Consider the following 22,266-nt stretch of genomic DNA (forward strand, 5'->3'; position numbering starts at 1 on the left):
GCCCCGTCGGATCAGTCACGGGCGGCGGGTCGAGTGAGGATGCTGATGCGCTCTGCATCGAACAGCGCGTCCTGCGCGAGCAGGGATGCGCCGTGTACGCCCGCCTTCTCGCCGAGGCGGGCCCGCTCGACGGTGAGTCCCTGGCGGGCGAAGACGTGGGACGCGCCGAAGATCGAGCGCCGAATCGCGCCGATGAAGCGTTCACCGACCTCGGAGAGGTTGCCGCCGATGATGACTGCCGAGGGGTTGAGGAGGCCGACCGCATCGGCAAGTGCGTATCCGATCGTCTCGCCGACCTCTTCGACGAGCGCGACCGTTTCCTCGTCGCCCGACTCGGCGAGCGTGACGATGTCTGCACTCGTGCGCAGGTGATGTGCGCCGCGGTTCAGGGCATCGCGCACCGTCCCCCCGCTCGCCACCGTCTCGAGGCGGCGCAGCGGCTCGCTTAGGCGGTCACGCAGCGGCGCGCTCAGCTGGCCCGCTCCGCCCCGCGAGCCGCGGTAGATCCGCCCGTCGAGCACGAATGCGGATCCCACGCCGATCCCGGCTTTCACGACGATGAGATCGTCGAGGTCCGGTCGTCCGAGTCGCGCTTCGCCGACAGCGAGGATGTTCACGTCCCGATCGACGACGATAACCGCGTCGTCGCGCATCGGCCACAGTCGGTCGCGGACTTCGACGCCGTCCCACCGGGGGTCGAGCTGCGGGCTTCCCAGCCGCCCGGTTGCCGAGTCGACGGGTCCGGGAACGCCGATGCCGATGCCGCGCACGTCGGCGTGCGTGCGCCCCACGCCGCGGAGGAGGAAGTCGAACACCTGCCGCGCCCAGGAGAAGATTTCGTCCGGGCCGTCGTACAACCCGATGTCTGCCTCGTCCTCGCACAATACGTCGCTGACGAGGTCGGTGATGCCGACGCGGGTGTGGGAGCTGCCGATGTCCATCGCGAGGAGAACGCCGGCGTCGCCGTTCACTGCGAAGGACTCGCGCGGCCGTCCGCCGCCGCTCGCGCGGGAGCCGGCCGGTGCGATGATGTCGTGACCCAGCAGCTCATCGAGGCGTCGGCCGAGCGTGACGCGCGACCACCCCAGCCTGTCGAGCAGCTCGGTGCGCGTCGTGATCCCGTCGCGGATGAGGTCGAGGACCACCCCGGATCCGGTTGGCGCACCTCGCGGCATGGTGTCCCTTCCTGTTGCAGTGGCCCGCATTGACTTACGGATAGTTGTATACCAAAGTGGGCGCCATGTCATCCCGTGCGACGAACCCAGCGTCCCGTCCCGATCCGTCACCCATCGTCGGTGCTCGCGATCGCGCCGAGGAGCGCGCCGTCGCCGCGGCGATCGCGATCCCGGCCGTCGCGGTGCAGGCGAAGGGTCACGGTCACGCAGGCACGGCGATGGCTCTCGCTCCGTTGGCTCACGTGCTGTTCCAGCGTATTCTGCGCCACGACCCGTCCGAGCCCACATGGGAGGGTCGCGACAGATTCGTCCTGTCCGCGGGTCACGCGAGCATGCTGCTTTACACGCAGCTGTTCCTCAGCGGCTACGGCCTCGAGATCGACGACCTCGCCGCGAGTCGCACGCTCGGCGCGCGCACCCCTGGGCACCCTGAGCTCGGCGTGACCCCTGGCGTCGAGATGTCCACGGGGCCCCTCGGCCAGGGCGTCGCCAGTGCGGTCGGCATCGCCCTCGCAGCGCGACGGGACGCCGCGATGCACGGCGGCGACGACGTGTGGGACCCGACGGTCTACGTCCTCGCCGGCGACGGCTGCCTCCAGGAGGGGGTCTCGGGCGAGGCTTCGAGTCACGCGGCGACCGTTGGGCTCGACAATCTCGTGATGATCTGGGACGACAACCGCATCACCATCGACGGGGGGACGCACCTCGCCTTCGATGAGGATGTCCGTGCGCGCTACCGCGCGTACGGCTGGCGAGTGCTGGAGATCGATGACTTCCGCGACCTCGCGCAGATCGAGAGGGTGCTCACGGCGGCGCGGACGCGAGACGGCCGGCCGACGTTCGTCGCCGTCCAGAGCGTGATCGGTGCGCCCGCGCCGAACCGTGCAGGTACGAGCGCCGCGCACGCCGGCGGATTCGGCGCAGATGAAGTGGGCCGCGTCCTCGAAGCGCTGGGGTACGCCACCGATGCCGCGCTCCACGAGCTCGCCGGCGACGAGGTGCTCGCGGTCACGCGTGCGGCCCGCGAGCGCGGCATCGAGCTGCGCCGCGCATGGGAGGACCGCCGCGCGCGGTGGCGGGAGCAGCACCCGGATGCGGCGCGTCGCCGTGACGCGCTCGCTGCCTCGGGCGCCGAGGCGTTGTCGCTCCTCGATGGCATCGCCACGCCAGCCGAAGGGGAGCGAATCGCCACGCGCAAGACGAACGGCGCTGTGATGCGCGGACTGCAGACGTGGGGCGGGCTCTGGGGTGGATCCGCTGACCTGTCGGAGTCGACCGCGGTCGCCGTGCCGGGATCGCCGGTTTCGAGGGAGAACCCGGCGGGAGACGTCATCGCATTCGGCGTGCGCGAACACGCCATGGCCGGGATCCTCTCCGGCATCGCGTTGCACGGGCTCTGGCGCCCCTACGGCTCGACGTACCTCGCGTTCAGCGACTATCAGCGCCCGGCGATCCGGTTGGCGGCGCTCATGAATCTGCCGGTGGTGTTGATCTACACCCACGACTCGGTGGCTGTGGGGGAGGACGGGCCGACCCACCAGCCGGTCGAGCAGATCGCGTCGCTGCGGACCGTCCCTGGGCTCACTGTGGTGCGCCCGGCCGACGCCGTCGAGGTCGTCGCGGCGTGGCGGGCGATCCTCGCGGATCCGGATGGGCCCGTCGCGCTCGTGCTCTCACGGCAGGATCTTCCCGTGCTGCCGGATCGCATCGATGCGGCGGCTGGTGTGCGGCAGGGCGGATACGTGGTCTGGCAGCACGGTGATGGACGGGACGTCGCTCTGCTGGCGACCGGCAGCGAGGTCGCGCTCGCGGTGGAGGCGGCGCGCGTGCTCGCCGCCGACGATGTCGACGTGCGAGTCGTGTCGATGCCGAGCGTGGAATGGTTCGCACGTGCCGGAGCGGACGTGCAGGAACGGGTGCTGCCGCCGCAGGTGCGCGCACGGGTCGCCGTCGAGGCAGGGCGTGGCGACGCCTGGTACCGATGGGTGGGTGCGTCCGGCCGGGTCGTGGGCGTTGAAGAGTTCGGCGAGTCCGGGCCTGGTCCCGAGGTGTTGACGCGCGCGGGCATCAGCGTCGACGCGGTCATCGCCGCCGCGCGAGAGCAGCTCGCCGCCGACTGAGCCACGCTGGCGCCGCGGAACGAGGCGGGAGATGCCGGCGACGACGCGACCGTGTTTCAGGGCCGCGACCTCTCGCGCGAGGTGTTCAACCTGCATGCCCAGGCACAGGGCCCCGAGGACCCGAAGAGGCGGCGCGCGGCGCGGAGTCACCGATGGGGAGATGTCCCCACTGTTCCGCCTGCCCGAACGGCGGCTGAGAGCGTAGCGTGGATCAGATGAGCGAGCCGCAAGGACCATACGGCCACGTGCCCGATTCCGGTAGCGGGGACGCAGGGTCTCACCCGTCCGGGCACGGAGCACCGCAGCAGGCACCGTACGCGCAGCAGGGCCAGCAGTTGGACTACGGTCCCGGTGGTGGACCGGGAACGCGCCCGCCGACCAGTCCCGGACGCGGGACCCCGTGGTATGCGCGCTGGTATCTGTGGGTCGCGGTCGCGACCGTCATCGTCGCGGGGGCGGCCATCGCCGCGGTCGTCATTTTCGGACCGTCGATGTTCGGTGCGACCGGCGGCGAGGAACGTCCGCCCGCGACGCAGTCGCCCTCGCCTGAGGAAGATCCGGGCGACGGAACGGGAGAGCCTCCGAGCGACGACACCGGCGAGCCGGGACAGGAACTGGCTCTGGGTGAGTCGGTGGCCATCGGCGAGGACTGGGAAGTCGTTGTGGATGATCCGAACATGGACGCGACCAGCGACTTGCTCGACCGCGGCAACCCCGAGCCACCCGAGGGCACCGTTTACGTGACCATCAACCTCACCGCCACGAACACGGGCGATGAAGCGGCGCAAATCTATGACAACATCGCCATGGCGTACGTCGATGAGAGCGGTGAGCAGTTCCTCACGTCGACGGCGGTCGCTCCCGATGACGCGTACCTGCTCTCGGAGACGCCCGTCGGGCAGAGCGACAGCGGGAACTATGTGTTCGAAGTCCCCGAGGGCAGCGAGGGCGGCTACTGGTTGGTTCGCGTGCGCACTCCCCACTTCACCGGGCCGACCTTCACCTATGCGAACGAATAGGGGCGCGTGGTCGGCCGGAGCGCACCGATCGGGAACGCGCAGGAGTGCAACTCAGTTGTCACGTCGCTGACTCCACGAACGGAGTGAAGATCGCGGCGACCGCTGCGGTGGCTTGGTCGGCGTCGCCGTCGGCGATCGCCTCGATCAGGTCATGGTGGTGGCGGTGCGCGACCTCCGGATCGTCGCTCTCCTCGTCACGCATGTGCTCCGCGAAGACATCGAGCATGTTCGAGTAGAGCGTGACGTAGAGCGGATTGTGCGTCGCGGCCACGATGCCGTGGTGGAGAGCGAGATCCGCGCTCGCGCGCCGCTTGGGATCCTCTGTCGACCAGCTCGCTCGTCGACGGTCGCGCAGCTCGCGCAGCTGATCGACATCGGCGTCGGAACGGTTGCGGGCGGCGAGCGAGGCCGCCGCTGAGTCGAGAGCGAGGCGCAGTTCGAGATAGTGGCGACGCGTGCCGCCGCCGAGCTGACGTTCGAGCGTGCCGGTGAGTTCGGATGCCGAGATGACGAATGTGCCGCGCCCCTGCTCACGGCGTAACAGGCCGGCGTGCACGAGAGACTGCAGCGCCTCGCGAACTGTGTTGCGGCCGATGCCGAACATCGAGACGAGAGTGGGTTCGGTCGGGATCCGCTCGCCAATCGGCCAACGTCCGGAGACCACCTCCTCGCGGAAGCGCTCAGCCGCCTGATCGATGAGCCCGACTCGACGCATCGGTTGAGCTGTGGCAGACTCGTCGCGATTCATCCCATGATCCCATCACTCGTCGTCGTCTCTTGGAGCTTACCGTGACCGCGCCCTCCCGTCCTTTTGCCGCGGTGCGCCGCCGGCACCAGCTCTTGTGGGCGGGGTTCGCCATCGTGGTGACCGCGTTCAACCTTCGCACGGCGGTCACCGGGTTCACTCCTCTGCTGGAGATCATCGGATCCGATCTCGCGTTCGGTGTCATGCTGGCCGGCCTGCTCGGGACCATTCCCGCGGCCGCATTCGGTGTCTTCGGATTCCTGGCTCCGGCGGTGACGAAGAGGTTCGGACTCGAGCGTACGGCTGCGGTGGCACTCGCGATGACCGCCCTGTCTCTGGTGCTGCGCGCCTTCGCGCCGAATTCCGCCGTTCTCATCCTCTCGACCGTGTTGGCGCTCGCCGGCATCGGGGCGGCGAACGTCGTGGTGGTGCCGCTGGTGAAGGCGTGGTTCGCCGACCGACTGGCGCTTTGGACCTCCCTCTACCTGATCCTCATGCAGACGGGGCAGTTCCTTGCTCCTCTCATCGCGGTTCCGTTAGCAGTCGGGGCGACGTGGCGCGTCTCCGTGGGAATGTGGGCCGCACCCGCCGCGGTGGCCGCGGTGGCATGGTTCGTCCTCGCGATCACGCTCCCCGCAGACGGTCACCACGTGGTTGCCGCAGCGGCGACGACGGAGCGGGCGCCGACGATCGCGCGATCGTCGACGGTCTGGGGCCTGATGGTGCTCTTCGCGATGCTGTCGCTGTCGAACTACGCGATCATCACGTGGCTGCCGTCGGTGCTCACCGACGCAGGTGGCAGCGCGGAGCTGGGCGGAACCATGGTCGCACTGTACTCGGCGTGGGGCATGGTCGCGGCGCTGGTCGTTCCGCAGTTGGCGACCCGCATGGCGAACCCGTTCATCGTCGTCGTGATCTGCGCGATCGCACTGATCGTCGGGTACGTCGGGCTCCTGCTGTCGCCCGTCGCTGGGACTCTCGCCTGGGTGTGTGCGCTGGGTATCGGAGTGAGCACGTTTCCGCTGTGCATGACCCTCATCAACCGCCGAACGCGCACCTCGCAGACCGCTTCAGCTGTCTCGGGCTTCGTCCAGGGCATCGGCTACGCGATCGCCTGCGTCGGCCCGATCGGGTTGGGGCTGCTTCATGAGGCGACCGGGTCGTGGACGATCCCACTCCTCGTCCTCGCGGCGACGACGGTGCCCGGTCTGGTTGCGGGCTGGTTCGCGTGCCGTCCCCGCTTCGTCGAAGACGCTGCTCCGAGGACCCGCTGAGGGTCTCGCCGGGTCACTGTCGGGGCCGCTGCGCCGAGCTCTGGGACCACATCCTGGAGCGACCCGGCACACGGCGAAGGCCCGGCCCTCGTGAGGAGGGACCGGGCCTTCGGATTTGGTTGCGGGGGCAGGATTTGAACCTACGACCTCTGGGTTATGAGCCCAGCGAGCTACCGAACTGCTCCACCCCGCGGCGCAAGGTCTACTTTACCAGCGGTTCAGGATCCGGCAAATCGTGGGTCGCGAGGTGTCCACCGGGCGTGTCTGTGGGAACGCTGGAAAAGATGGCAGGATGAGCCGCATGACGATCGAGCACGACGCTGTCGGGATCGCCGTGGCACAGTTCGCCCCCGGGGCCGACGCGAACGAGAACCTCACGACGCTGGCGGAGCTCGCGTCGACGGCAGCAGAGCGCGGAGCACACGTCGTCGTGGCGCCCGAGTATGCGAGCTATTTCGTCGATCCGTTCGACGCGACCCTCGCCGCGAACGCGCAGCCGCTCGACGGGCCGTTCACGCGGGCGCTCGCGACGATCGCCGCGCAGAACGATCTGACGATCGTCGCCGGTCTCGTCGAGCAGGGCACACGCGATCGCGTCCGCAACACCGCTGTCGCCGTCGACGGCACGGGTGTGGTCGCCGCCTCCCGGAAGCAACATCTGTACGACGCGTTCGGGCAGACCGAGAGCGCGTGGGTCGAGCCGGGCGAGACCGGATCCGTGGAGACGTTCGTTGTCGACGGCCTGCGTTTCGGCCTGATGACCTGCTACGACCTGAGATTCCCTGAGGTCGCTCGGACACTCGTCGACGCAGGAGCGGACGTGGTGCTGGTACCGGCGGAGTGGGTGCGGGGTCCGTTGAAGGAGTTTCACTGGGAGACGCTCGTGGCGGCACGCGCGATCGAGAACACGATCTACATCGCGGCGGCTGACCACACCGCGCCCATCGGCGTCGGACGGTCGATGGTGGTTGACCCGCGGGGCGTGCAGTCGGCGGGAATCGGTCCCGAGCGCGGCGTCGCCGTCGGGTGGGCCTCCCGCAGTGCGATCGACGAGGTCCGTCGCGCGAATCCGGCGCTCGACCTGCGCCGGTACCGGGTCGAACCGACCGGCTGACCCTCAGGCGCGCAGCTTCGCAAGCCGCGACGTCGCCTGTTCGAGCACATCGACCTTCTTGCAGGCGGCGAATCGGACGAGCGAGCGGTACTCTTCGTCGTGCTCGGGCGTGACGAACGCCGACACGGGAACGCCGATCACGCCGACCTTCTCGGGCAGCGCGCGGCAGAACGCGGCCGCGTCCTCGTGTCCCAGAGGCGATACGTCGGCGACGGTGAAGTAGGTGCCGGCGGGGCGTGAGATCGACAGGCCGGCGGCCTCGAGACCGTCGCCCAGCACCGTGCTGCGCGCGTGCATGTCTCGGCCGAGCTCGGAGAAGAATTCGTCCGGCAGGCGCAGGCCCCGCGCGATGGCGGGCTGCAACGGGGATCCGTTCGCGTAGGTCAGATACTGCTTCACCGTGAGCACGGCAGTGACGAGGTCTTCCGGCGCGGTGAGCCATCCGATCTTCCATCCGGTCGCGCTGAAGGTCTTGCCGCCCGACGAGATCGATACCGTGCGCTCCGCCGCGCCCGGCAGCGTCGCGATCGGCCTGTGCGGTGCGCCCCACACGAGGTGCTCGTACACCTCGTCGGTGATGATGACGGCGTCGTTGCGAGCGGCGAGGTCGACAATGCTGCGCCGGACCGCGTCGGAGAACACGGCTCCTGTCGGATTGTGGGGATCGTTCACGAGGATCGCGCGCGTACGGTTCGTCACGGCGCGCTCGAGCTCCGCGGTGTCCGGCTGAAAGTCCGGCCACGCCAGACGCACGGGCACGAGACGCGCGCCCGCTAGCGCGATCGCGGCCGCGTACGAGTCGTAGAACGGCTCGAAGACGACGACCTCGTCGCCGGGGGAGAGGAGCGCGAGCAGGGCGGCCGTGAGGGCCTCGGTCGCGCCGGCCGTGGCGATGATCTCGGTGCGCGGATCGAGATGGATCCCGTAGAACCGCTCCTGGTGCTCGGCGACAGCCTCGAGCAGCTCGGGGACGCCACGCCCGGGCGGATACTGATTCCTCCCGCTGGCGATCGCGGAGCGCGCCGCCTCGAGCACCTCCGTCGGCCCGTCCTCGTCAGGGAACCCCTGTCCGAGGTTGATCGCGCCCGTCTCAGCTGCGCGCGCTGACAGCTCGGCGAAGATCGTCGGCGCGACCGCGCCGGCAGAGTCGAGCAGTCGAGCACCGCGCGCGGCGAGGCGCCAGGATCCGCGTACCTCCGTCATTCCTGCAGGCTACCGGCACACGCGTCCGACCTCACAAGATCGCCGTACCCTGGACATAGGGCCGTCATAGGTTCCGGATGCACGCTGAGGGAACCAGGCAGAAGGAGAGGCCATGAGCAACGACAACGGAACACCCATTCCGCCGCTCCCCGAGCGTTCGGCTGCCGACGCCGCGACCCACGGGTCGTACGCGGCACCGCCATACGCACCCCCGAGTCACAGTGCTCCGCCCGTGCACGGGGCGCCGCCCGCGCCGGAGACGGTCCCGGTCCCGGAGGGGCACGGTCCCGCATACCAGTGGGCGCCACAGGAGCAGCGGCGCACGAAGGAGAAGTCCGGTGGCGGGGCGAAGCTCGCCGGCCTTGTGGTCGTCGCCGCCCTCGTCGGCGGAGGCGCCGGCCTCGGCGGAGCGTGGCTCGGCATGTCGCTCATGGGCGATGACACGACATCGACGGCCCAGCCCACGGGCGGCTCGGACAACATCACGATCAACAACCCCGACGAGGTCAACCAGACCGCCGCGATCGCCGCCGCTGCGTTGCCGAGCGTCGTCACGATCGAGGCCGCGAGCCAGTCCGGCGGGGGCAGCGGATCCGGAGTGGTGCTGAGCGAAGACGGCTACGTGCTGACCAATACGCACGTTGTGACCCTCGGCGGTGCGTCCGGCGATGCTCAGCTGCGCGTGACGGGGTCGGATGGCACGCTCTACGACGCGACGATCGTCGGCACGGATCCGATCTACGACCTCGCCGTCATCAAGCTTGAAGGGGCCTCCGGCCTCACACCGATCGACATCGCCGACTCGTCGGAGCTCAACGTCGGCGACACGACCGTCGCGATCGGCGCACCGATGGGGCTGTCGAACACGGTGACGACCGGCGTCATCAGCAACCTCAACCGTTCGATCGAGATCGCCTCGGCCGCCGCGCCGAAGGGGGACGACACCGAATCTCCCGACGACGGCGACTCCGACACACCGTGGTTCTTCGACTTGCCTGGCCAGGACGAGCCGCGCCAGTCGAATGAATCGATCAAGATCGCCGTGCTGCAGACCGACGCCGCGATCAATCCCGGCAACTCCGGCGGTGCGCTCGTCGATGACGAGGGCAAGCTCGTCGGCATCAACGTCGCGATCGCGACGGCGGCCTCCTCGAGCGAGGAGGGCGGATCCATCGGTCTCGGATTCGCGATCCCGTCGAACATCGCCGAACGCATCGCGACCGAGATCATCGATAACGGGGCGGCGACCCACGGCCTCCTCGGCGCGACCGTCGCCCCCGCGTCGATGATGGAGGGGACGACCACGACGGGCGCCTACATCGACGAGGTCGTGCCCGACGGCGCCGCCGAGGCCGGCGGACTCGAGTCGGGCGACGTCGTCACGACGTTCAACGGCGTGCGCGTCAATGACGCGATCGATCTCACGGCCCAGGTGCGCGCCGCGCCCGCTGAGTCGACCGCCACGATCACGTACGTCCGCGACGGTGAAGAGCATGAGGCCGAGGTCACGCTCGGCACGCTCGAGTAGGCGAAGATCAGACGAAGGACGTCGCCCGCGGCCACTAGGCTCGTCGGGTGGCGTCCTTCTCCTTCGACACGGGAAACGCGCGCAAGCTCGCGCGGATCCCGTTGTACGCGCTCGGACGCCTCGTCACCGCCGTGACACCGCGCAGTGACCGGTGGGTGTTCGGCTGCGGTGCGGGCATCGCCGACGGCCCTCTCGCCCTCTGGCAGGCGGCGCGGTCGCAGAACATCGATGCGGTGTGGCTGACGACGACGCGCGACGAAGATCACGATGCGCGGCAGCGGGGGATCCCCACGCTTCCGAAGTCATCTTGGCGCGGTTTCTGGGCGACCGCGAGAGCGCGCGTCGCCGTCGTATCGCACGGTTTCGGCGACGTGAATCCGTATGCGGTGACCGGCGCTTTCGTGGCGCAGCTCTGGCACGGGATCCCGCTCAAGCGGCTCGGTCTCGACGCCCCCGTGATGGTCACAAGCTCCTTCCTGCCGGGCTCACGCCTCGTCCGCCGCCTGCTTGCGTGGCTGTACCGCCGTTCGGCGCAGCGCATCGGGGTCCTGCCCGCTGCGAGCCACCTCGTCCGCGGCCGCCTCGAGTCGGCGTTCGGCATCTCCGATGCGCGCATCGCGGTCACTGGCGAGCCCCGCGTCGACGTGCTGTCCCGCGGATCAGCGTCAGCGCGGGCCGCGCAGGCCCGCGAGGTGTTGCGGCAGGCGGTGCCCGCGCTCGACACCGACAGGCGGATCCTGCTCTACGCACCCACCTGGCGCGACGGCACGGCCGATCCCGGTATCCCCTCCGCCGCGGAATGGACGCGGATCGTCGTGCTGCTCGAGAAGCACGACGCCGTGCTCGCGGTGCGCTCTCATCGACTCGGGGAAGGCGAGTATCGTCCGCCGGTGGCGACTGACCGCGTCGTGTCACTCGGGTCCGACGTGCTGATCGACGTGACCCCCGCGCTGCCCGGCTTCGAGGCGCTCATCACCGACTACTCGTCCCTCGCCTACGACGCGGCGCTCGTGCCGCTGCCTGCGCTGTTCCTCGCTCCCGACGTCGCCGAGTATGCGCGCACGCGCGGTTTCTACGGTGCGTACGCCGCCGTGGCGGGAGATGATGTTCCCACGACATGGCGTGAACTCCTCCCGGCGATCGACCGCTTGCTCGGGCAGGATGAGGAGCGCGAGCGACTCGTGGGCCGGGCACGCGCCCTGAGCCGGTCGGTGCACGACTTTCACGACGGACGAAACACCTTCCGCGTGCTCGAGGAGATCCGAAGGCGGATCGGGAAGGCCAGCCCATGAGGACCGGGACCGTTGTGGAGATCGTCGATGAGACGCGCGTGCTCGTCGTCGCGGGAGAGGGCGATCGCCCCGAGACCGCGGTGCTCACCGGATCGCGCGCGGCTGTGAACGGCCGGATCACGGGCCGCGGCAAGAGCTGGAAGGTGCGCTTCCCACTCCGCGCCTCACGGTGGGGCGGGCCCGAGTTGCCGCTGCCGTCGGGGGTGTACCGGATCGAGATTCCGGACATGGAGATCGCGGGCTCCCTGCCGCTGTCGATCGACGACGAGGCACGGGTCTCCGTTGACGGCGACACCGTGCGCGTCGGTCCGCCCATCGATCCGTCGATCGAGACGCCTGAGGCCGTCGCCGCGCTCGAACATCGCTACTCCGTCCACGCGTCTGCGCTCGAGGACGCCGTCTTCTTCGAGAGCTACTACGGGCGCGTCGCCGGCGACAATCCGCTCGCGCTCGATCGGGAGATCGCACGTGTGCGACCTGACATCACGCGGTTCTGGAGCGTCATCGACCTCTCGGTGGAGGTACCTCCTGGCGCGGTGCCCGTCATCGAGGGATCCGCGGATTGGTGGCGCGCACGCAGCGTCTCGCGTCTGCTCGTCATCAACGACTGGCTGCGTCGCCGCTACGTCCCGCGTCCCGGGCAGCACGTGCTGCAGACGTGGCACGGCACGCCGCTCAAGCGCCTGGCTCTCCACCGCCGGGGGTTCGCTCCGCGCCGGTGGGGAGCGGTGCTGAAGGAATCTCGCCGCTGGGACGTGCTGCTCGCGCAGAATCCGTACGGTGCGCGGATCCTGTCGAAGGCTTACGCATTCCTCGGGCGCCCCGTGTGGGTCGAGGGCTATCCGCGCAACGACCACCTCGCGACCGGAGACGACGGTGCGACCCGTCGCGCGCTCGGCATCGGCGAGCGCGAGCGCGTGCTGCTGTACGCACCGACGTGGCGCGACGATCGCAGCGAGATGGTCGACTACGTGGATCCCATCTCACTCGCCGAACAGGCCGATGCGGTCGTGCTCGTGCGCGGGCACAGTCGCACGCTCGTGCCCGGCCGCAGCGCCTCAGGGCCCCGGGTGATCGACGTGACCGGCTATGCTGACGTCTCGCGCCTCATGCTCGCCGCGGACGCGCTCATCACCGACTACTCGTCCGTGATGTTCGACTTCAGCATCACGGGGAAGCCGATGTACTTCCTTGTGCCGGACCTCGAGGACTATCGCGGCCGCCTGCGCGGGTTCTACTTCGACCTCGTCGCGCGCGCGCCGGGAGCGGTCGTCCGGTCTCAGGACGAGCTCGTCACCGCGCTCGACGAGGACGCGTCGCAGTTCGCGGAGAAGTACGCCGCGTGGCGCGCGGTGTTCAACGCGCGCGACGATGGACGGGCCGCGGAGCGCGTCGTCGCACGGCTGATCGACCAGGGCCTGTTGCCGCGCTGACGTGCGCTACGGCAACGGGGTGTTGCGCCCATCGAGCCGCGAGGTGTCGACCGTATCGCTCGCGCCGCGTGCGAGCCCCGCGAGAAAGCCCGCGCCCCACGCGAGGTGCATCGTCGGGACGACCGCGAGGATCCAGGCCCGCTCGCCGCACCCGGCGCCACGCCGTGCGGCCGCGAATGCCGCCACGACGGTCGCGTAGGCGGCCACGGGGACGAACACGAGCCCCGCGATGGCCGCGGCGGCTCCGGTGAGCGCGCGCGTGCCGCGGAGCACCGCGACGACGAGCGCGGCCGCGAACGTCCCCACGAGCGCGGGCGGTGCGAAGAAGCGCAGCGAATTGCGGGATCCGTACCGACGCACGAGCTCGCCGCGCCAGCGCCCCGTCGCGAGGAACTGTCGCGCGAGCCGCGGCCAGTTCTCGCGCGGACGGTAGGTGACCGCGAGCTCCGGGTCGAACATGACGCGATAGCCCGCGCGTCGGATCCGCAGGTTCAGCTCCCAGTCCTCGCCGCGTCGGATGGTCTCGTCGAAGAGACCGACCTCCTCGAGGACCGTCCGCCGCATGACGCCGAGGTAGGCCGACTCGGCCTCGGCCTCTTGTCGGCCGCCGTGATAGGCGCCGCCGCCGAGGCCGATGCGGGAGTTGTAGGCGGCTGCCGCAGCTCGTTGGAAGGGACTGTGCCCTTCGGCGTGCATGATGCCGCCGACGTTCGCCGCGCGCGTGCGGTCGAGGGTGTCGAGCGCCTGCATCGTGTATCCGGGACTGAGTTCGGAGTGGGCGTCGACGCGCACGATCGTCGGGTAGCGCGACGCGCGGATCGCGAGATTGAGCCCTACCGGGATGTCCGCCGCCGGGTTGTCGACGAGCGTGATGCGCGGATCCGCCCCCGCCATGCGGTGCGCGAGCTCGGTCGTGCCGTCCGTCGAGGGGGCGAGCGCAAGGATCAGCTCGATCGGCCCGTCGACCTCCTGAGCGAGTGTCGACTCCACGGCCCGAGGCAGGTAGTCGCGCTCGTTGAGGACCGGCATGATGAAGGACACTCCGGAGCCGGCCGGCACCGCCGGCGCGTCGCGCCGGATCGTTCGCGGCCGCATCGAGCCCGGATCGTTACGCATTTCTCGATCATCGCACGGGGACGGGGCAGGGCGCCTGGATACCGTGGAGGGTGTGGGTGTGTTGAACGATGCGAAGAATGCCGTTGCCGTCGTCCGGAAGGCGGCGCGCGGTCGCTCCGCCTACCGCGAAGTCACGTCGGCGATGCGAGAACAGGGTCCGCTGGAGCGTGACCGCTTTCAGATCGCGGTCTACTTCGCCGACAGCGACGTCAACATGTACCAGATGCGGCAGTGGTACCGGCCGCTGCAGGAGCTCGCGAAGACGTGGCCCGTCGTCGTGATGGCGCGCCACGCGATGGGCGCGAAGGCGCTTCTCGACGACGGTGCGCTGCCTGTCGCGTTCGTCCCCGAGGTGCGCGGCGTCGAGCGCTTCATCGAGCGGCAGGACATTCGCATCGTCCTGTACGTCAACCAGAACATGCGGAACTTCCAGATGTTCCGTTACGGCCGCCGCTGGCACGTATTCATCAACCACGGCGAGTCCGACAAGATGTACATGACGACGAACCAGTACAAGGCGTACGACTACGCCTTCATCGCGGGGCAGGCGGCACGCGATCGTCTCGAGCGCACGCTGTGGGACGCGGACCTCGACCGCAAGGTGATCGAGATCGGTCGCCCCCAGGCAGACCACTACTCCGGCACGACCCCGTTCACCCCGGATGAGCGCACGATCGTCCTCTATGCGCCCACGTGGGAGGGCGACCGGCCGAGCGCGTCCTACGGTTCCATCGTCAGCCACGGCGAGACGCTCGTCGAACGGCTGCTCTCGGATCCCCGCTACCGAGTCATCTATCGCCCCCACCCGCGCAGCGGTGTCGTCGACCCCGCGTACGGGGCAGCGAATCGACGGATCATCGGCGCGATCCGGGCCGCGAATAACGCTGATCCCGCGGCTCAGCACGTCTTCGACGACGGCCCCGACATCGGGTGGCAGCTCGCCGCGGCGGACGTCGCGATCTCCGACATCTCGGCGATGGTCTACGACCGCCTCGCCACGGGCAAGCCGCTGCTCGTGACCCGGCCCGTGGAGCCGGCCGCCGAGATCGACGAGAGCGGCTACCTCGGCGCGTGTGAGTGGCTGACGGCGGAGGCCGCGGTGAACGTGATCCCGGAGATCACGCGCGTGCTCGAGGATCCGCACACCGCCGGCCGACTCGAGGAATGGGTGCGCCGATACTTCGGCGACACCACCCCCGGGGCGCCGACCGCGCGCTTCCATGACGCGATCGCACGTCTCATGCGCGAGTGGGACACACACGGATCCGTGTCGGCGTAAGCCGCATCTGAGAGCGAGACGAACGGTTGCAGGGCATTGGATCAGCACGCGCCGCGGATTCCGGCGCGGCGGTTAGCGTGGCAAAGATGACGCTCCTGACGGACGCGAAGAAGGCCGTTCGGCTCGTCCGGCGCGCGGCCAGGAAACGCCGCGTGATTGAGTCAGTCGAACGGGAATTTCGCGCGCTCCCACCGCTCGAACGCGGCCGATACCGCATCGCCGTCTACTTCGCCGACCGCGCCGTCAACGCCTATCAGATCCGCCAGTGGTACGCGCCGCTCATCGAGCTCGGCGAGCGCCACCCGATCCTCGTCCTCGCGCGCAGCGCATCGGGTGCCAGGATGCTCCTGGAGGATGGCGCGCTCCCGGTCACGTACGTGCCGACGATCACGAGTGTCGAGGAGACCCTCGACGAGCAGGATGTGCGCATCGTGCTGTACGTCAACCAGAACCGGCGCAACTTCCAGATGTTCCGCTACGGTCACCGGTGGCACGTGTTCATCAACCACGGCGAATCCGACAAGGCGTACATGGTCAGCAGCCAGCACAAGGCCTACGACTACGCCTTCGTCGCAGGGCGAGCGGCCCGGGACCGCCTCGCGAGCACGCTGTGGGACTACGACGTCGACCGGCGCACGTTCGAGATCGGACGGCCGCAGACCGACCACATGACGGGGAACCCGCCGTACGAGCGCGATCACCGCACCGTCGTGCTGTACGCGCCGACGTGGGAGGGCGATCGTCGTTCGATGAGCTACGGGTCCGTCGTCACGCACGGGGAGGCGCTCGTGAAGAGACTCCTCGCGGACCCGCGATATCGCCTCGTTTATCGCGCACACCCGCGCACCGGCGTGCTGGATCCGGACTACCTCGCCGCGCACGAGCGCATCGTAGATGCCATCGCGGAGGCGAATCGCGCGGATCCCACGGCCCACCACGTGCACGACGTCGATCCGGAGATGGGGTGGCAGCTCACGTCCGCGGACGTTGCGATCAGCGACGTCTCGGCGATGGTCTACGACCGCCTCGCGACCGGCAAACCGTTGCTCGTCACGCGTCCCGCCGATCCGGACGCCGTGATCGACGAGCGAGGATACCTCTCCGCCTGCGAGTGGCTGACCGTGGAGGCCGCGCAGCAGGTCGAACGCGAGATCTCCCGCGTCCAGGAGGATCCGGACACGACCGCGCGCCTGCAGTGGTGGGTCGAACACCACTTCGGCGATGCGCGGCCCGGGGAACCGACCGCGCGCTTCCACGCCGCGATCGAGGAGCTCATGAGCGAGTGGGAGGAGCGACAGACGATGCTGGCGCGCGGCTCCCTCCATGGGGTGGCATAAAAGCTAGCTCATATATGCGTAGGCGTCTGCGCCGTGGTCTCGACACGATCGATGAATGGCAGTCACGCATTCACCGGCTTCGGAGAAGATCGGCCGGCGCATTGCGAAAGCGCGCACGGACGCGGGCGTGAGCGCTCGCGCCCTCGCGGAGTGTGCGGACATGGATCTGACGAACTTCCAGCGCATCGAACGAGGGCGTGGCAACCCGACGATCTCGACGCTCGTACAGATCGCCGTCGCGCTCGAGGTCGACGTGTCGGAGCTCGTCGCCGGGATCGGCGCGGACGACCTGCAGAATGGTCGCTACCCGTACGGCTACACCGAGATCCCACATCGACGACGCGGCATGCGCTCGACCTACTGAACCGCGCCGTCGCTACAGCACGAACTGCCAGAGGAGCTCCTCGTCGGTGCCGGCGGGGCGCCAGGACACCGTGACGCAGACGTCGGCCGGATCAAGCCCGCACAGACAGATCTCGCCCTCATCGCCGGGGAGCACTGTGCCCCAGCGTTCGGTGATCACGTCGTCGCCGACTCTGATCAGCGCGCGGGCGTAGGAGAGCGGTTCGGCTGAGGCGTTGCGGATCACCGGGTGCGGTGCGGAGCGGTGCACGAGCCACGGGCTCGCACGAGCTGGGCGGGTGACGTGTGCTTCCATGCGCAGACAATAAAGCGGACCCCCGACACGCGAGCCGAAGTTCGGTGTGCGGGGGCCGCTGACGGTGTGCGAGGCGTCAGGCGAGGACCTCGTTCGCTCGCTCGAGGTCCTCGGCGAAGTCGACCTCGACCGCGTAGAGGTCGCTGATGTCCATCGCGCTCACGCGGACGCCGTTCTCGGCGATCGCGAGCTCGAGGCCGCGCTCGAAGTAGTCCTGGTCGTCGACGCGCTGCAGCTGTGCCTGCAGGGCACGCTTGTCCTGGCGCGCGATGTAGTTGATTCCGACGGCCTCGCCAGCGGCGCCTTCGACGGTCTTGGACAGCTCGGTGATGAAGCCGCGCTCATCGAGCGTGTACTTCACCTCCTCGTCGCTGACACTGGACGTGTTGACGGTGACGAACGACTGCTCGCGCTCGATGAGCTCGACGGCGCGGCCGAGCACGCGCGGGTCGAAGACGACGTCGCCGTTCATCCACAGCACGCCGCCGCGACCCGTCGCCGTGAGCGCGCGCAGGAGGCTCTTGGACGTGTTCGTCTCGTCGTAACTCTCGTTGTGCACGTAGTCGGCATCGGGGAACGCATCGATGATCGTCTCAGCGCGGTAGCCGACGACGGTCGTGATGCGGGCATCGGAACCGAAAGCGGCGCGAATGTTCTCGTGCTGCTGCTGCATGATCGTGCGGCCGTCGGAAAGCGTCGTGAGCGACTTCGGCAACGCACGGCCGAGGCGCGTGCCCATGCCAGCGGCAAGAATGACGGTCTGGAGGGTCATGCGAATACTCCTTTGCGGGACGGGCCACGCCCGGGAACCCCGCCATCGCGGACCGCGCGACGTGTTTACTCGGAGTTCATCCCTTGTCTCACGCCAGGATACCAACGCGTCCTGATTTTCCTGGGAGTTCCGAGGGGATGTGGAGGTTACCGGCCATGTCGGAACGGGGCGAGCGCGCGCGGATACGCGTGCCCGGATTGATAGGTTGTACGGGTGACAGTCACGTCGGGGGAGGACAGATCCGAGGTGCGCGAGGAGGAAACGCCCGCGCACGCGGCGCTCGAGTTGCGCGGTGTCGTCAAGACGTATCGCGGCGAGCCGGCCGTCGCCGGAATCGACCTCAGCGTGCCTGTCGGCACCTTCTACGGTCTCGTGGGGCCGAATGGCGCCGGGAAGACGACGACGCTGTCTATGATCTCCGGGTTGCTCCGTCCGGATCGGGGTGACATTCGCGTGTTCGACGTGGATGCGATCGCACGTCCGCGCGACGCGAAGACGGCGATGGGTGTGCTGCCCGACCGGATGCGCACCTTCGACCGCCTCACGGGACGTCAGCTGCTGCACTACGTCGGGTCGCTGCGTGGCCTGTCCGGTCCCGTTGTCCGGGAGCGCGCCGACGAACTCGCTCAGGCCTTCGGGCTCATCCCCGCGATGGGCCGCGCCGTATCGGATTACTCGACGGGCATGACGAAGAAGCTGCTGCTGGCCTGCGCCATGATCCATGCCCCGCGCCTGCTCGTGCTCGATGAGCCATTCGAATCGGTCGACCCCGTCTCGTCGCAGACACTCCTCGACGTGTTGCGCACGTACGTTGACGGCGGCGGCACGGTGATCCTGTCGGGGCACAGCATGAGCCTCATCGAGAGCATCTGCTCGCGCATCTCGGTTCTCGTCACGGGACAGGTGCTCGCCGAGGGCACGGTCAACGAAGTGCGCGGCGAGATGACGCTCGAACAGCGGTTCGTGGATCTGAGTGGAAGCGTCGAGGGGGGCGGCCTGGAGTGGTTGCACACGTCCTCCGGCTGAGGATCGCCCAGCAGCTCGCCCCGCTGCGCACCCGACGCCGCGGCTCCGCGATCGTCGCGGACCTCCTCATCGTGCTCGCCGCGGCGGCCGCGGCCACAGGGGCGGTGGCGCTCCAGTCGACGTCGGCAGAGACGCTCGAGGTCGCCGTCGTGCTCGGCGGGTCGCTGATCACGCTGGCGTTCTTCCTCGCGCCGTTCGGATCGCCGCGGCCGGATCCGCTCGACCCCGCCGCGTTCGCGCTCTTGCCGTTGTCTCCGATCGCGTTGACAGGTGCGACAATGCTCGCCGCCCTCACCAGTCTTCCCCTGATGGCCGTGATCGCCGTCGACATCGCCGCCGCAAGCTCCGCGGTCGCCCTGGGCCGCCCCGTCGTCGAGGCGGCCGCCGGTGTCGCCGCGCATGCGCTCACGTGCGCGCTGGTCGCGCGACTTGGCTACGCGCTCGCCGTGCGCGTGCGCGTCGGAGGCCGGACCCGCGAGGGTGCGACCATCGTGGCGATCCTCGGCGTCGCCGTCGTCATTCCCGCCGCGGCATATGCGGTGTCGGCATCCTGGGAGCTCGGCGCACCCGCACTGATCGTCACCGTCGCGCAGGTCGCCGCGCTCATGCCGATCGGTGCGGCCCCCGCGCTCCTGGCAACTGGCGGGTCCGCGGTGATCGCCGTCACGACCGCGACGCTGGTGGTCGCGATCACCTGCTGGGCGCTGATCGTGCGGCACGCCCTCGCCTCGCCGCCGCGATCGGCCGAGCAGCAGGAGGCGGGCCTCGGCTGGCTCGGCATCCTCCCGACGACCGCGACGGGCGTGATCGCCGCGCGCAGCATGATCTATTGGTCGCGCGACGTGCGCTACCTCGCGAACGTCGCGATCATCCCGATCGCTGGCCTCGTCCCCGTCCTCCCGCTGCTGATCGCCGGTGTCCCGGTCGACGTCGTCGCGCTGATCCCGCTGCCGATCATCGCCGCATTCCTCGGCTGGACGATCCACAACGATCTCGCGTACGACTCCGAGGCGATCTGGCTGCACGTCGTCACAAGCGTGCGCGGCGTCGCAGATCGCATCGGGCGCCTGCTGCCGATCGTCGTCATCGCGATCCCGATGCTCTCGATCACGATCGCCGTCACGGCGGCTGTCGCCGGCGCGTGGGAGCATCTCGGCGCCCTCGTTGGCGTCGCGCTCGCCCTCACGCTGTCGGGGATCGGCTTGTCGAGCGTCTCCTCGGCGGCGGCCGCCTACCCGGTCGCGCGTCCCGGCGACAGCCCGTTCCGCCAGCCGCAGCGGGCCGGCGGGCGCGGCGTTCTCGCCCCAGCGGTCGTCCTGATCGGCACCTTCTGTGTGTCGGTTCCCACGCTCATCGCGGCGTTCGGGGCGGTCGTGTCGCGCACGCGAGAAGACGTCGATGCGCTGTGGATCGGGGCGGGAACCGGGGTCGGCGTCCTTGTCTTCGGGGTCCTGATCGGGGCCCTCATCTTCCAGCGGCGCGGGCACCGCCTCATCGAAATCGGGCAGACGAGATGACTCGCGGCGGCCACCGCGGTCAGAACCCCACTAAAATCGATCGTATGAGCACGCCACTCGACAGCCCGGACCAGGGCGGTACCGCGCTTCTCGACCGTGAACTGCAGGAGCTCATTGAAGAGCAGACGCAGGATCCCGGCGATCATGAGCGATTCAGTCATTACGTCAAGAAGGACAAGATCTTGGAGTCTGCGATCACGGGGAAGCCCGTGCGCGCACTCTGCGGCAAGAAGTGGACGCCGGGGCGCGACCCCGAGAAGTTCCCTGTCTGCCCGACGTGCAAGGAGATCTACGAGTCACTCAAGAAGTGACAGACCGCGGCGTGAGCCGTTGCGACATCACGCCGACACGGTCGGCAGCGCCGGATCGGACTTGCTGAGCGCGAGGGCGCGCACGGGCAGCTCGTTCCGCACGCGGAGGTGGTGCTCCCGCGCGGCGCGGACACCGGCCGCTCCCTCCGCCGCGGCGTCGATGTCGCCACCGTCGACGAGTGTCCTCACGAGCGTCCGTGCGTCGGTCGGTGCGGCGGCGTCGGCCGGGCAGACGATCTCCTCGGTCGCGCGATCGACCTCGAGGCGCCGGAAGGCGCTCTTGCGGCCTCCCGTCGACGACTTGTCCTGCGCCTTCTTCGCGACGGGGATCCACGTACCCGACGCGTCTTCGCGCGCGACGAGCTTGTAGACGAGCCCCGCCGTGGGGTAGCCGGATCCCGTCACAAGCGAGGTTCCCACGCCGTAGGAGTCGACGGGCGAGGCCGCGAGTGCAGCGATCGCGTACTCATCGAGGTCGCTGGTGACCGTGATGCGCGTGTCGTGATTGCCGAGGCGATCGAGCTGTTCCCGCACCTCGGCGGCCACGAGCGGCAGGTCGCCGGAGTCGATGCGCACGCCGCCGAGGCGCGGTCCGCCGATCTCGACCGCTCGGCGCACTCCCTCGGCGATGTCGTAGGTGTCGACGAGCAGCGTCGTGTCCTCGCCGAGCGAGGCAACCTGCGACCGAAACGCGTCTTCCTCGGAGTCGTGCAGGAGGGTCCACGAGTGGGCGGCCGTGCCCATCGTCGGCACCCCCCAGCGTCGCCCCGCCTCGAGGTTGCTGGTGGCGGTGAAACCCGCGATGTAGGCGGCGCGCGCGGCGGCGACGGCACCGTGCTCGTGCGCGCGACGGGAGCCCATCTCGGCGAGCGGACGATCGCCGGCCGCGATCGACATCCGGGCGGCCGCGGTGGCGATCGCGGAGTCGTGATTGAGAACGCTGAGCGCGAGCGTCTCGAGAATGACCGCGTCGGCGAACGTCGCCTCGACGGTCAGGAGCGGCGAACCCGGGAAATAGAGCTCGCCTTCGCGGTAGCCCGCAATGGATCCCGAGAAGCGGTAGTTCTCGAGGTAGCGCACCGTCTCATCGCTGACGACTCTCTCATCGCGGAGGAACGCGAGCTCCTCCTCGCCGAAGCGGAAATCGCGCAGCAGACCGAGCAGTCGTCCCTGGCCCGCAGCCACGCCGAAGCGTCGGCCGCCGGACAGGCGCCGACCGAACAGCTCGAACACGCACCGGCGATGCGCGGATCCGTCGCGCAGCGACGCATCGAGCATGGTCAGTTCGTACCGATCCGTCATGAGCGCGGTCGAGGGTGCCATGACGGCTACTCTACTGGCGGGTCC

Annotated in this window: 20 protein-coding genes and 1 tRNA gene; 13 read left to right on the forward strand and 8 right to left on the reverse strand. The window is 69.2% G+C overall.

The window, feature by feature from the left end:
* Window positions 1-11: 11 nt before the first annotated feature.
* Entirely contained in the window at window positions 12-1,175 is a 1,164-nt protein-coding gene (locus tag IEW87_RS08370) for an ROK family protein (protein WP_188711799.1), read from the reverse strand.
* Window positions 1,176-1,240: 65 nt separating this feature from the next.
* Here IEW87_RS08370 and IEW87_RS08375 point away from each other — a divergent pair, with 65 nt between their 5' ends.
* The gene (locus IEW87_RS08375; RefSeq protein ID WP_188711800.1) at window positions 1,241-3,295 is read left to right on the forward strand and encodes a transketolase family protein; all 2,055 of its coding nucleotides are present in this window, start codon (window positions 1,241-1,243) and stop codon (window positions 3,293-3,295) included.
* A 215-nt stretch (window positions 3,296-3,510) separates the two neighbouring features.
* Window positions 3,511-4,314 (forward strand): DUF4352 domain-containing protein, encoded by an 804-nt coding sequence (locus IEW87_RS08380; protein ID WP_188711801.1) that lies wholly within the window; start codon window positions 3,511-3,513, stop codon window positions 4,312-4,314.
* Between the two features lie 58 nt (window positions 4,315-4,372).
* On the opposite strand, the gene IEW87_RS08385 is transcribed toward IEW87_RS08380, so the two are convergent.
* Entirely contained in the window at window positions 4,373-5,062 is a 690-nt protein-coding gene (locus IEW87_RS08385) for a FadR/GntR family transcriptional regulator (RefSeq protein ID WP_308420916.1), read from the reverse strand.
* Between the two features lie 41 nt (window positions 5,063-5,103).
* Here IEW87_RS08385 and IEW87_RS08390 point away from each other — a divergent pair, with 41 nt between their 5' ends.
* Window positions 5,104-6,333, forward strand: a complete 1,230-nt coding sequence (locus IEW87_RS08390) for an MFS transporter (protein ID WP_188711802.1) — start codon at window positions 5,104-5,106, stop codon at window positions 6,331-6,333.
* Window positions 6,334-6,449: 116 nt separating this feature from the next.
* On the opposite strand, the gene IEW87_RS08395 is transcribed toward IEW87_RS08390, so the two are convergent.
* Window positions 6,450-6,526, reverse strand: a tRNA-Met gene (locus IEW87_RS08395).
* Window positions 6,527-6,634: 108 nt separating this feature from the next.
* Between IEW87_RS08395 and IEW87_RS08400 the strand changes: the two genes are divergently transcribed.
* Window positions 6,635-7,447, forward strand: coding sequence for a carbon-nitrogen hydrolase family protein (locus tag IEW87_RS08400; protein ID WP_188711803.1), 813 nt, complete (start codon window positions 6,635-6,637; stop codon window positions 7,445-7,447).
* 3 nt (window positions 7,448-7,450) lie between these two features.
* On the opposite strand, the gene IEW87_RS08405 is transcribed toward IEW87_RS08400, so the two are convergent.
* Window positions 7,451-8,650 (reverse strand): aminotransferase class I/II-fold pyridoxal phosphate-dependent enzyme, encoded by a 1,200-nt coding sequence (locus IEW87_RS08405; protein WP_188711804.1) that lies wholly within the window; start codon window positions 8,648-8,650, stop codon window positions 7,451-7,453.
* A gap of 112 nt (window positions 8,651-8,762) precedes the next feature.
* On the opposite strand from IEW87_RS08405, the gene IEW87_RS08410 reads away from it, so the two are divergent.
* Genes IEW87_RS08410 through IEW87_RS08420 form a run of 3 tightly spaced genes read left to right on the forward strand, consistent with a single transcriptional unit; the run spans window position 8,763 to window position 12,903 of the window.
* On the forward strand, window positions 8,763-10,178 hold the full coding sequence (locus tag IEW87_RS08410; protein ID WP_188711805.1) for a S1C family serine protease: 1,416 nt from the start codon (window positions 8,763-8,765) through the stop codon (window positions 10,176-10,178).
* Window positions 10,179-10,225: 47 nt separating this feature from the next.
* The gene (locus tag IEW87_RS08415; protein WP_188711806.1) at window positions 10,226-11,470 is read left to right on the forward strand and encodes a CDP-glycerol glycerophosphotransferase family protein; all 1,245 of its coding nucleotides are present in this window, start codon (window positions 10,226-10,228) and stop codon (window positions 11,468-11,470) included.
* Complete coding sequence (locus tag IEW87_RS08420; protein WP_188711807.1) at window positions 11,467-12,903, forward strand: CDP-glycerol glycerophosphotransferase family protein; 1,437 nt, start codon at window positions 11,467-11,469, stop codon at window positions 12,901-12,903. Before IEW87_RS08415 ends, IEW87_RS08420 begins: the two co-directional genes overlap by 4 nt.
* A gap of 6 nt (window positions 12,904-12,909) precedes the next feature.
* Here IEW87_RS08420 and IEW87_RS08425 read toward each other — a convergent pair whose 3' ends face one another.
* Window positions 12,910-14,019: a glycosyltransferase family 2 protein gene (locus IEW87_RS08425; RefSeq protein WP_373285101.1), complete on the reverse strand. Its 1,110-nt coding sequence runs from the start codon at window positions 14,017-14,019 to the stop codon at window positions 12,910-12,912.
* Between the two features lie 52 nt (window positions 14,020-14,071).
* On the opposite strand from IEW87_RS08425, the gene IEW87_RS08430 reads away from it, so the two are divergent.
* From IEW87_RS08430 to IEW87_RS08440, 3 genes are all read left to right on the forward strand, one after another.
* Window positions 14,072-15,298, forward strand: coding sequence for a CDP-glycerol glycerophosphotransferase family protein (locus IEW87_RS08430; RefSeq protein ID WP_188711808.1), 1,227 nt, complete (start codon window positions 14,072-14,074; stop codon window positions 15,296-15,298).
* Between the two features lie 86 nt (window positions 15,299-15,384).
* On the forward strand, window positions 15,385-16,635 hold the full coding sequence (locus IEW87_RS08435) for a CDP-glycerol glycerophosphotransferase family protein (RefSeq protein ID WP_188711809.1): 1,251 nt from the start codon (window positions 15,385-15,387) through the stop codon (window positions 16,633-16,635).
* A gap of 55 nt (window positions 16,636-16,690) precedes the next feature.
* The gene (locus tag IEW87_RS08440; RefSeq protein WP_188711810.1) at window positions 16,691-16,999 is read left to right on the forward strand and encodes a helix-turn-helix domain-containing protein; all 309 of its coding nucleotides are present in this window, start codon (window positions 16,691-16,693) and stop codon (window positions 16,997-16,999) included.
* A 12-nt stretch (window positions 17,000-17,011) separates the two neighbouring features.
* Here the strand turns inward: IEW87_RS08440 and IEW87_RS08445 are convergent, their stop codons facing one another.
* Together IEW87_RS08445 and IEW87_RS08450 are read right to left on the reverse strand one after the other, a co-directional pair.
* Window positions 17,012-17,293, reverse strand: a complete 282-nt coding sequence (locus IEW87_RS08445) for a hypothetical protein (protein ID WP_188711811.1) — start codon at window positions 17,291-17,293, stop codon at window positions 17,012-17,014.
* A 76-nt stretch (window positions 17,294-17,369) separates the two neighbouring features.
* Entirely contained in the window at window positions 17,370-18,065 is a 696-nt protein-coding gene (locus IEW87_RS08450; RefSeq protein WP_188711812.1) for a phosphocholine cytidylyltransferase family protein, read from the reverse strand.
* Between the two features lie 213 nt (window positions 18,066-18,278).
* Here IEW87_RS08450 and IEW87_RS08455 point away from each other — a divergent pair, with 213 nt between their 5' ends.
* From IEW87_RS08455 to IEW87_RS08465, 3 genes are read left to right on the forward strand one after another with little or no spacing between them, the layout of a single operon-like run.
* Entirely contained in the window at window positions 18,279-19,091 is an 813-nt protein-coding gene (locus IEW87_RS08455) for an ABC transporter ATP-binding protein (protein WP_188711813.1), read from the forward strand.
* Window positions 19,067-20,608, forward strand: a complete 1,542-nt coding sequence (locus IEW87_RS08460; RefSeq protein ID WP_188711814.1) for a hypothetical protein — start codon at window positions 19,067-19,069, stop codon at window positions 20,606-20,608. Before IEW87_RS08455 ends, IEW87_RS08460 begins: the two co-directional genes overlap by 25 nt.
* Window positions 20,609-20,652: 44 nt before the next feature.
* On the forward strand, window positions 20,653-20,919 hold the full coding sequence (locus tag IEW87_RS08465; protein ID WP_188711815.1) for a DUF3039 domain-containing protein: 267 nt from the start codon (window positions 20,653-20,655) through the stop codon (window positions 20,917-20,919).
* Window positions 20,920-20,946: 27 nt separating this feature from the next.
* Here the strand turns inward: IEW87_RS08465 and IEW87_RS08470 are convergent, their stop codons facing one another.
* Window positions 20,947-22,242 (reverse strand): nicotinate phosphoribosyltransferase, encoded by a 1,296-nt coding sequence (locus tag IEW87_RS08470; RefSeq protein ID WP_188711816.1) that lies wholly within the window; start codon window positions 22,240-22,242, stop codon window positions 20,947-20,949.
* Window positions 22,243-22,266: the final 24 nt, after the last annotated feature.

This window comes from Microbacterium faecale (assembly GCF_014640975.1).
GTDB lineage: Bacteria > Actinomycetota > Actinomycetes > Actinomycetales > Microbacteriaceae > Microbacterium > Microbacterium faecale.

What these genes read in the sequence shown, in the direction of transcription:
- IEW87_RS08410 (WP_188711805.1), top strand. Translation starts at nt 8,763, where the DNA reads ATGAGCAACGACAACGGAACACCCATTCCGCCGCTCCCCGAGCGTTCG.
- IEW87_RS08370 (WP_188711799.1), bottom strand. Translation starts at nt 1,175, where the DNA reads ATGCCGCGAGGTGCGCCAACCGGATCCGGGGTGGTCCTCGACCTCATC.
- IEW87_RS08375 (WP_188711800.1), top strand. Translation starts at nt 1,241, where the DNA reads ATGTCATCCCGTGCGACGAACCCAGCGTCCCGTCCCGATCCGTCACCC.
- IEW87_RS08465 (WP_188711815.1), top strand. Translation starts at nt 20,653, where the DNA reads ATGAGCACGCCACTCGACAGCCCGGACCAGGGCGGTACCGCGCTTCTC.
- IEW87_RS08405 (WP_188711804.1), bottom strand. Translation starts at nt 8,650, where the DNA reads ATGACGGAGGTACGCGGATCCTGGCGCCTCGCCGCGCGCGGTGCTCGA.
- IEW87_RS08450 (WP_188711812.1), bottom strand. Translation starts at nt 18,065, where the DNA reads ATGACCCTCCAGACCGTCATTCTTGCCGCTGGCATGGGCACGCGCCTC.
- IEW87_RS08435 (WP_188711809.1), top strand. Translation starts at nt 15,385, where the DNA reads ATGACGCTCCTGACGGACGCGAAGAAGGCCGTTCGGCTCGTCCGGCGC.
- IEW87_RS08420 (WP_188711807.1), top strand. Translation starts at nt 11,467, where the DNA reads ATGAGGACCGGGACCGTTGTGGAGATCGTCGATGAGACGCGCGTGCTC.
- IEW87_RS08445 (WP_188711811.1), bottom strand. Translation starts at nt 17,293, where the DNA reads ATGGAAGCACACGTCACCCGCCCAGCTCGTGCGAGCCCGTGGCTCGTG.
- IEW87_RS08380 (WP_188711801.1), top strand. Translation starts at nt 3,511, where the DNA reads ATGAGCGAGCCGCAAGGACCATACGGCCACGTGCCCGATTCCGGTAGC.
- IEW87_RS08425 (WP_373285101.1), bottom strand. Translation starts at nt 14,019, where the DNA reads ATGCGTAACGATCCGGGCTCGATGCGGCCGCGAACGATCCGGCGCGAC.
- IEW87_RS08385 (WP_308420916.1), bottom strand. Translation starts at nt 5,062, where the DNA reads ATGAATCGCGACGAGTCTGCCACAGCTCAACCGATGCGTCGAGTCGGG.
- IEW87_RS08440 (WP_188711810.1), top strand. Translation starts at nt 16,691, where the DNA reads ATGGCAGTCACGCATTCACCGGCTTCGGAGAAGATCGGCCGGCGCATT.
- IEW87_RS08400 (WP_188711803.1), top strand. Translation starts at nt 6,635, where the DNA reads ATGACGATCGAGCACGACGCTGTCGGGATCGCCGTGGCACAGTTCGCC.
- IEW87_RS08470 (WP_188711816.1), bottom strand. Translation starts at nt 22,242, where the DNA reads ATGGCACCCTCGACCGCGCTCATGACGGATCGGTACGAACTGACCATG.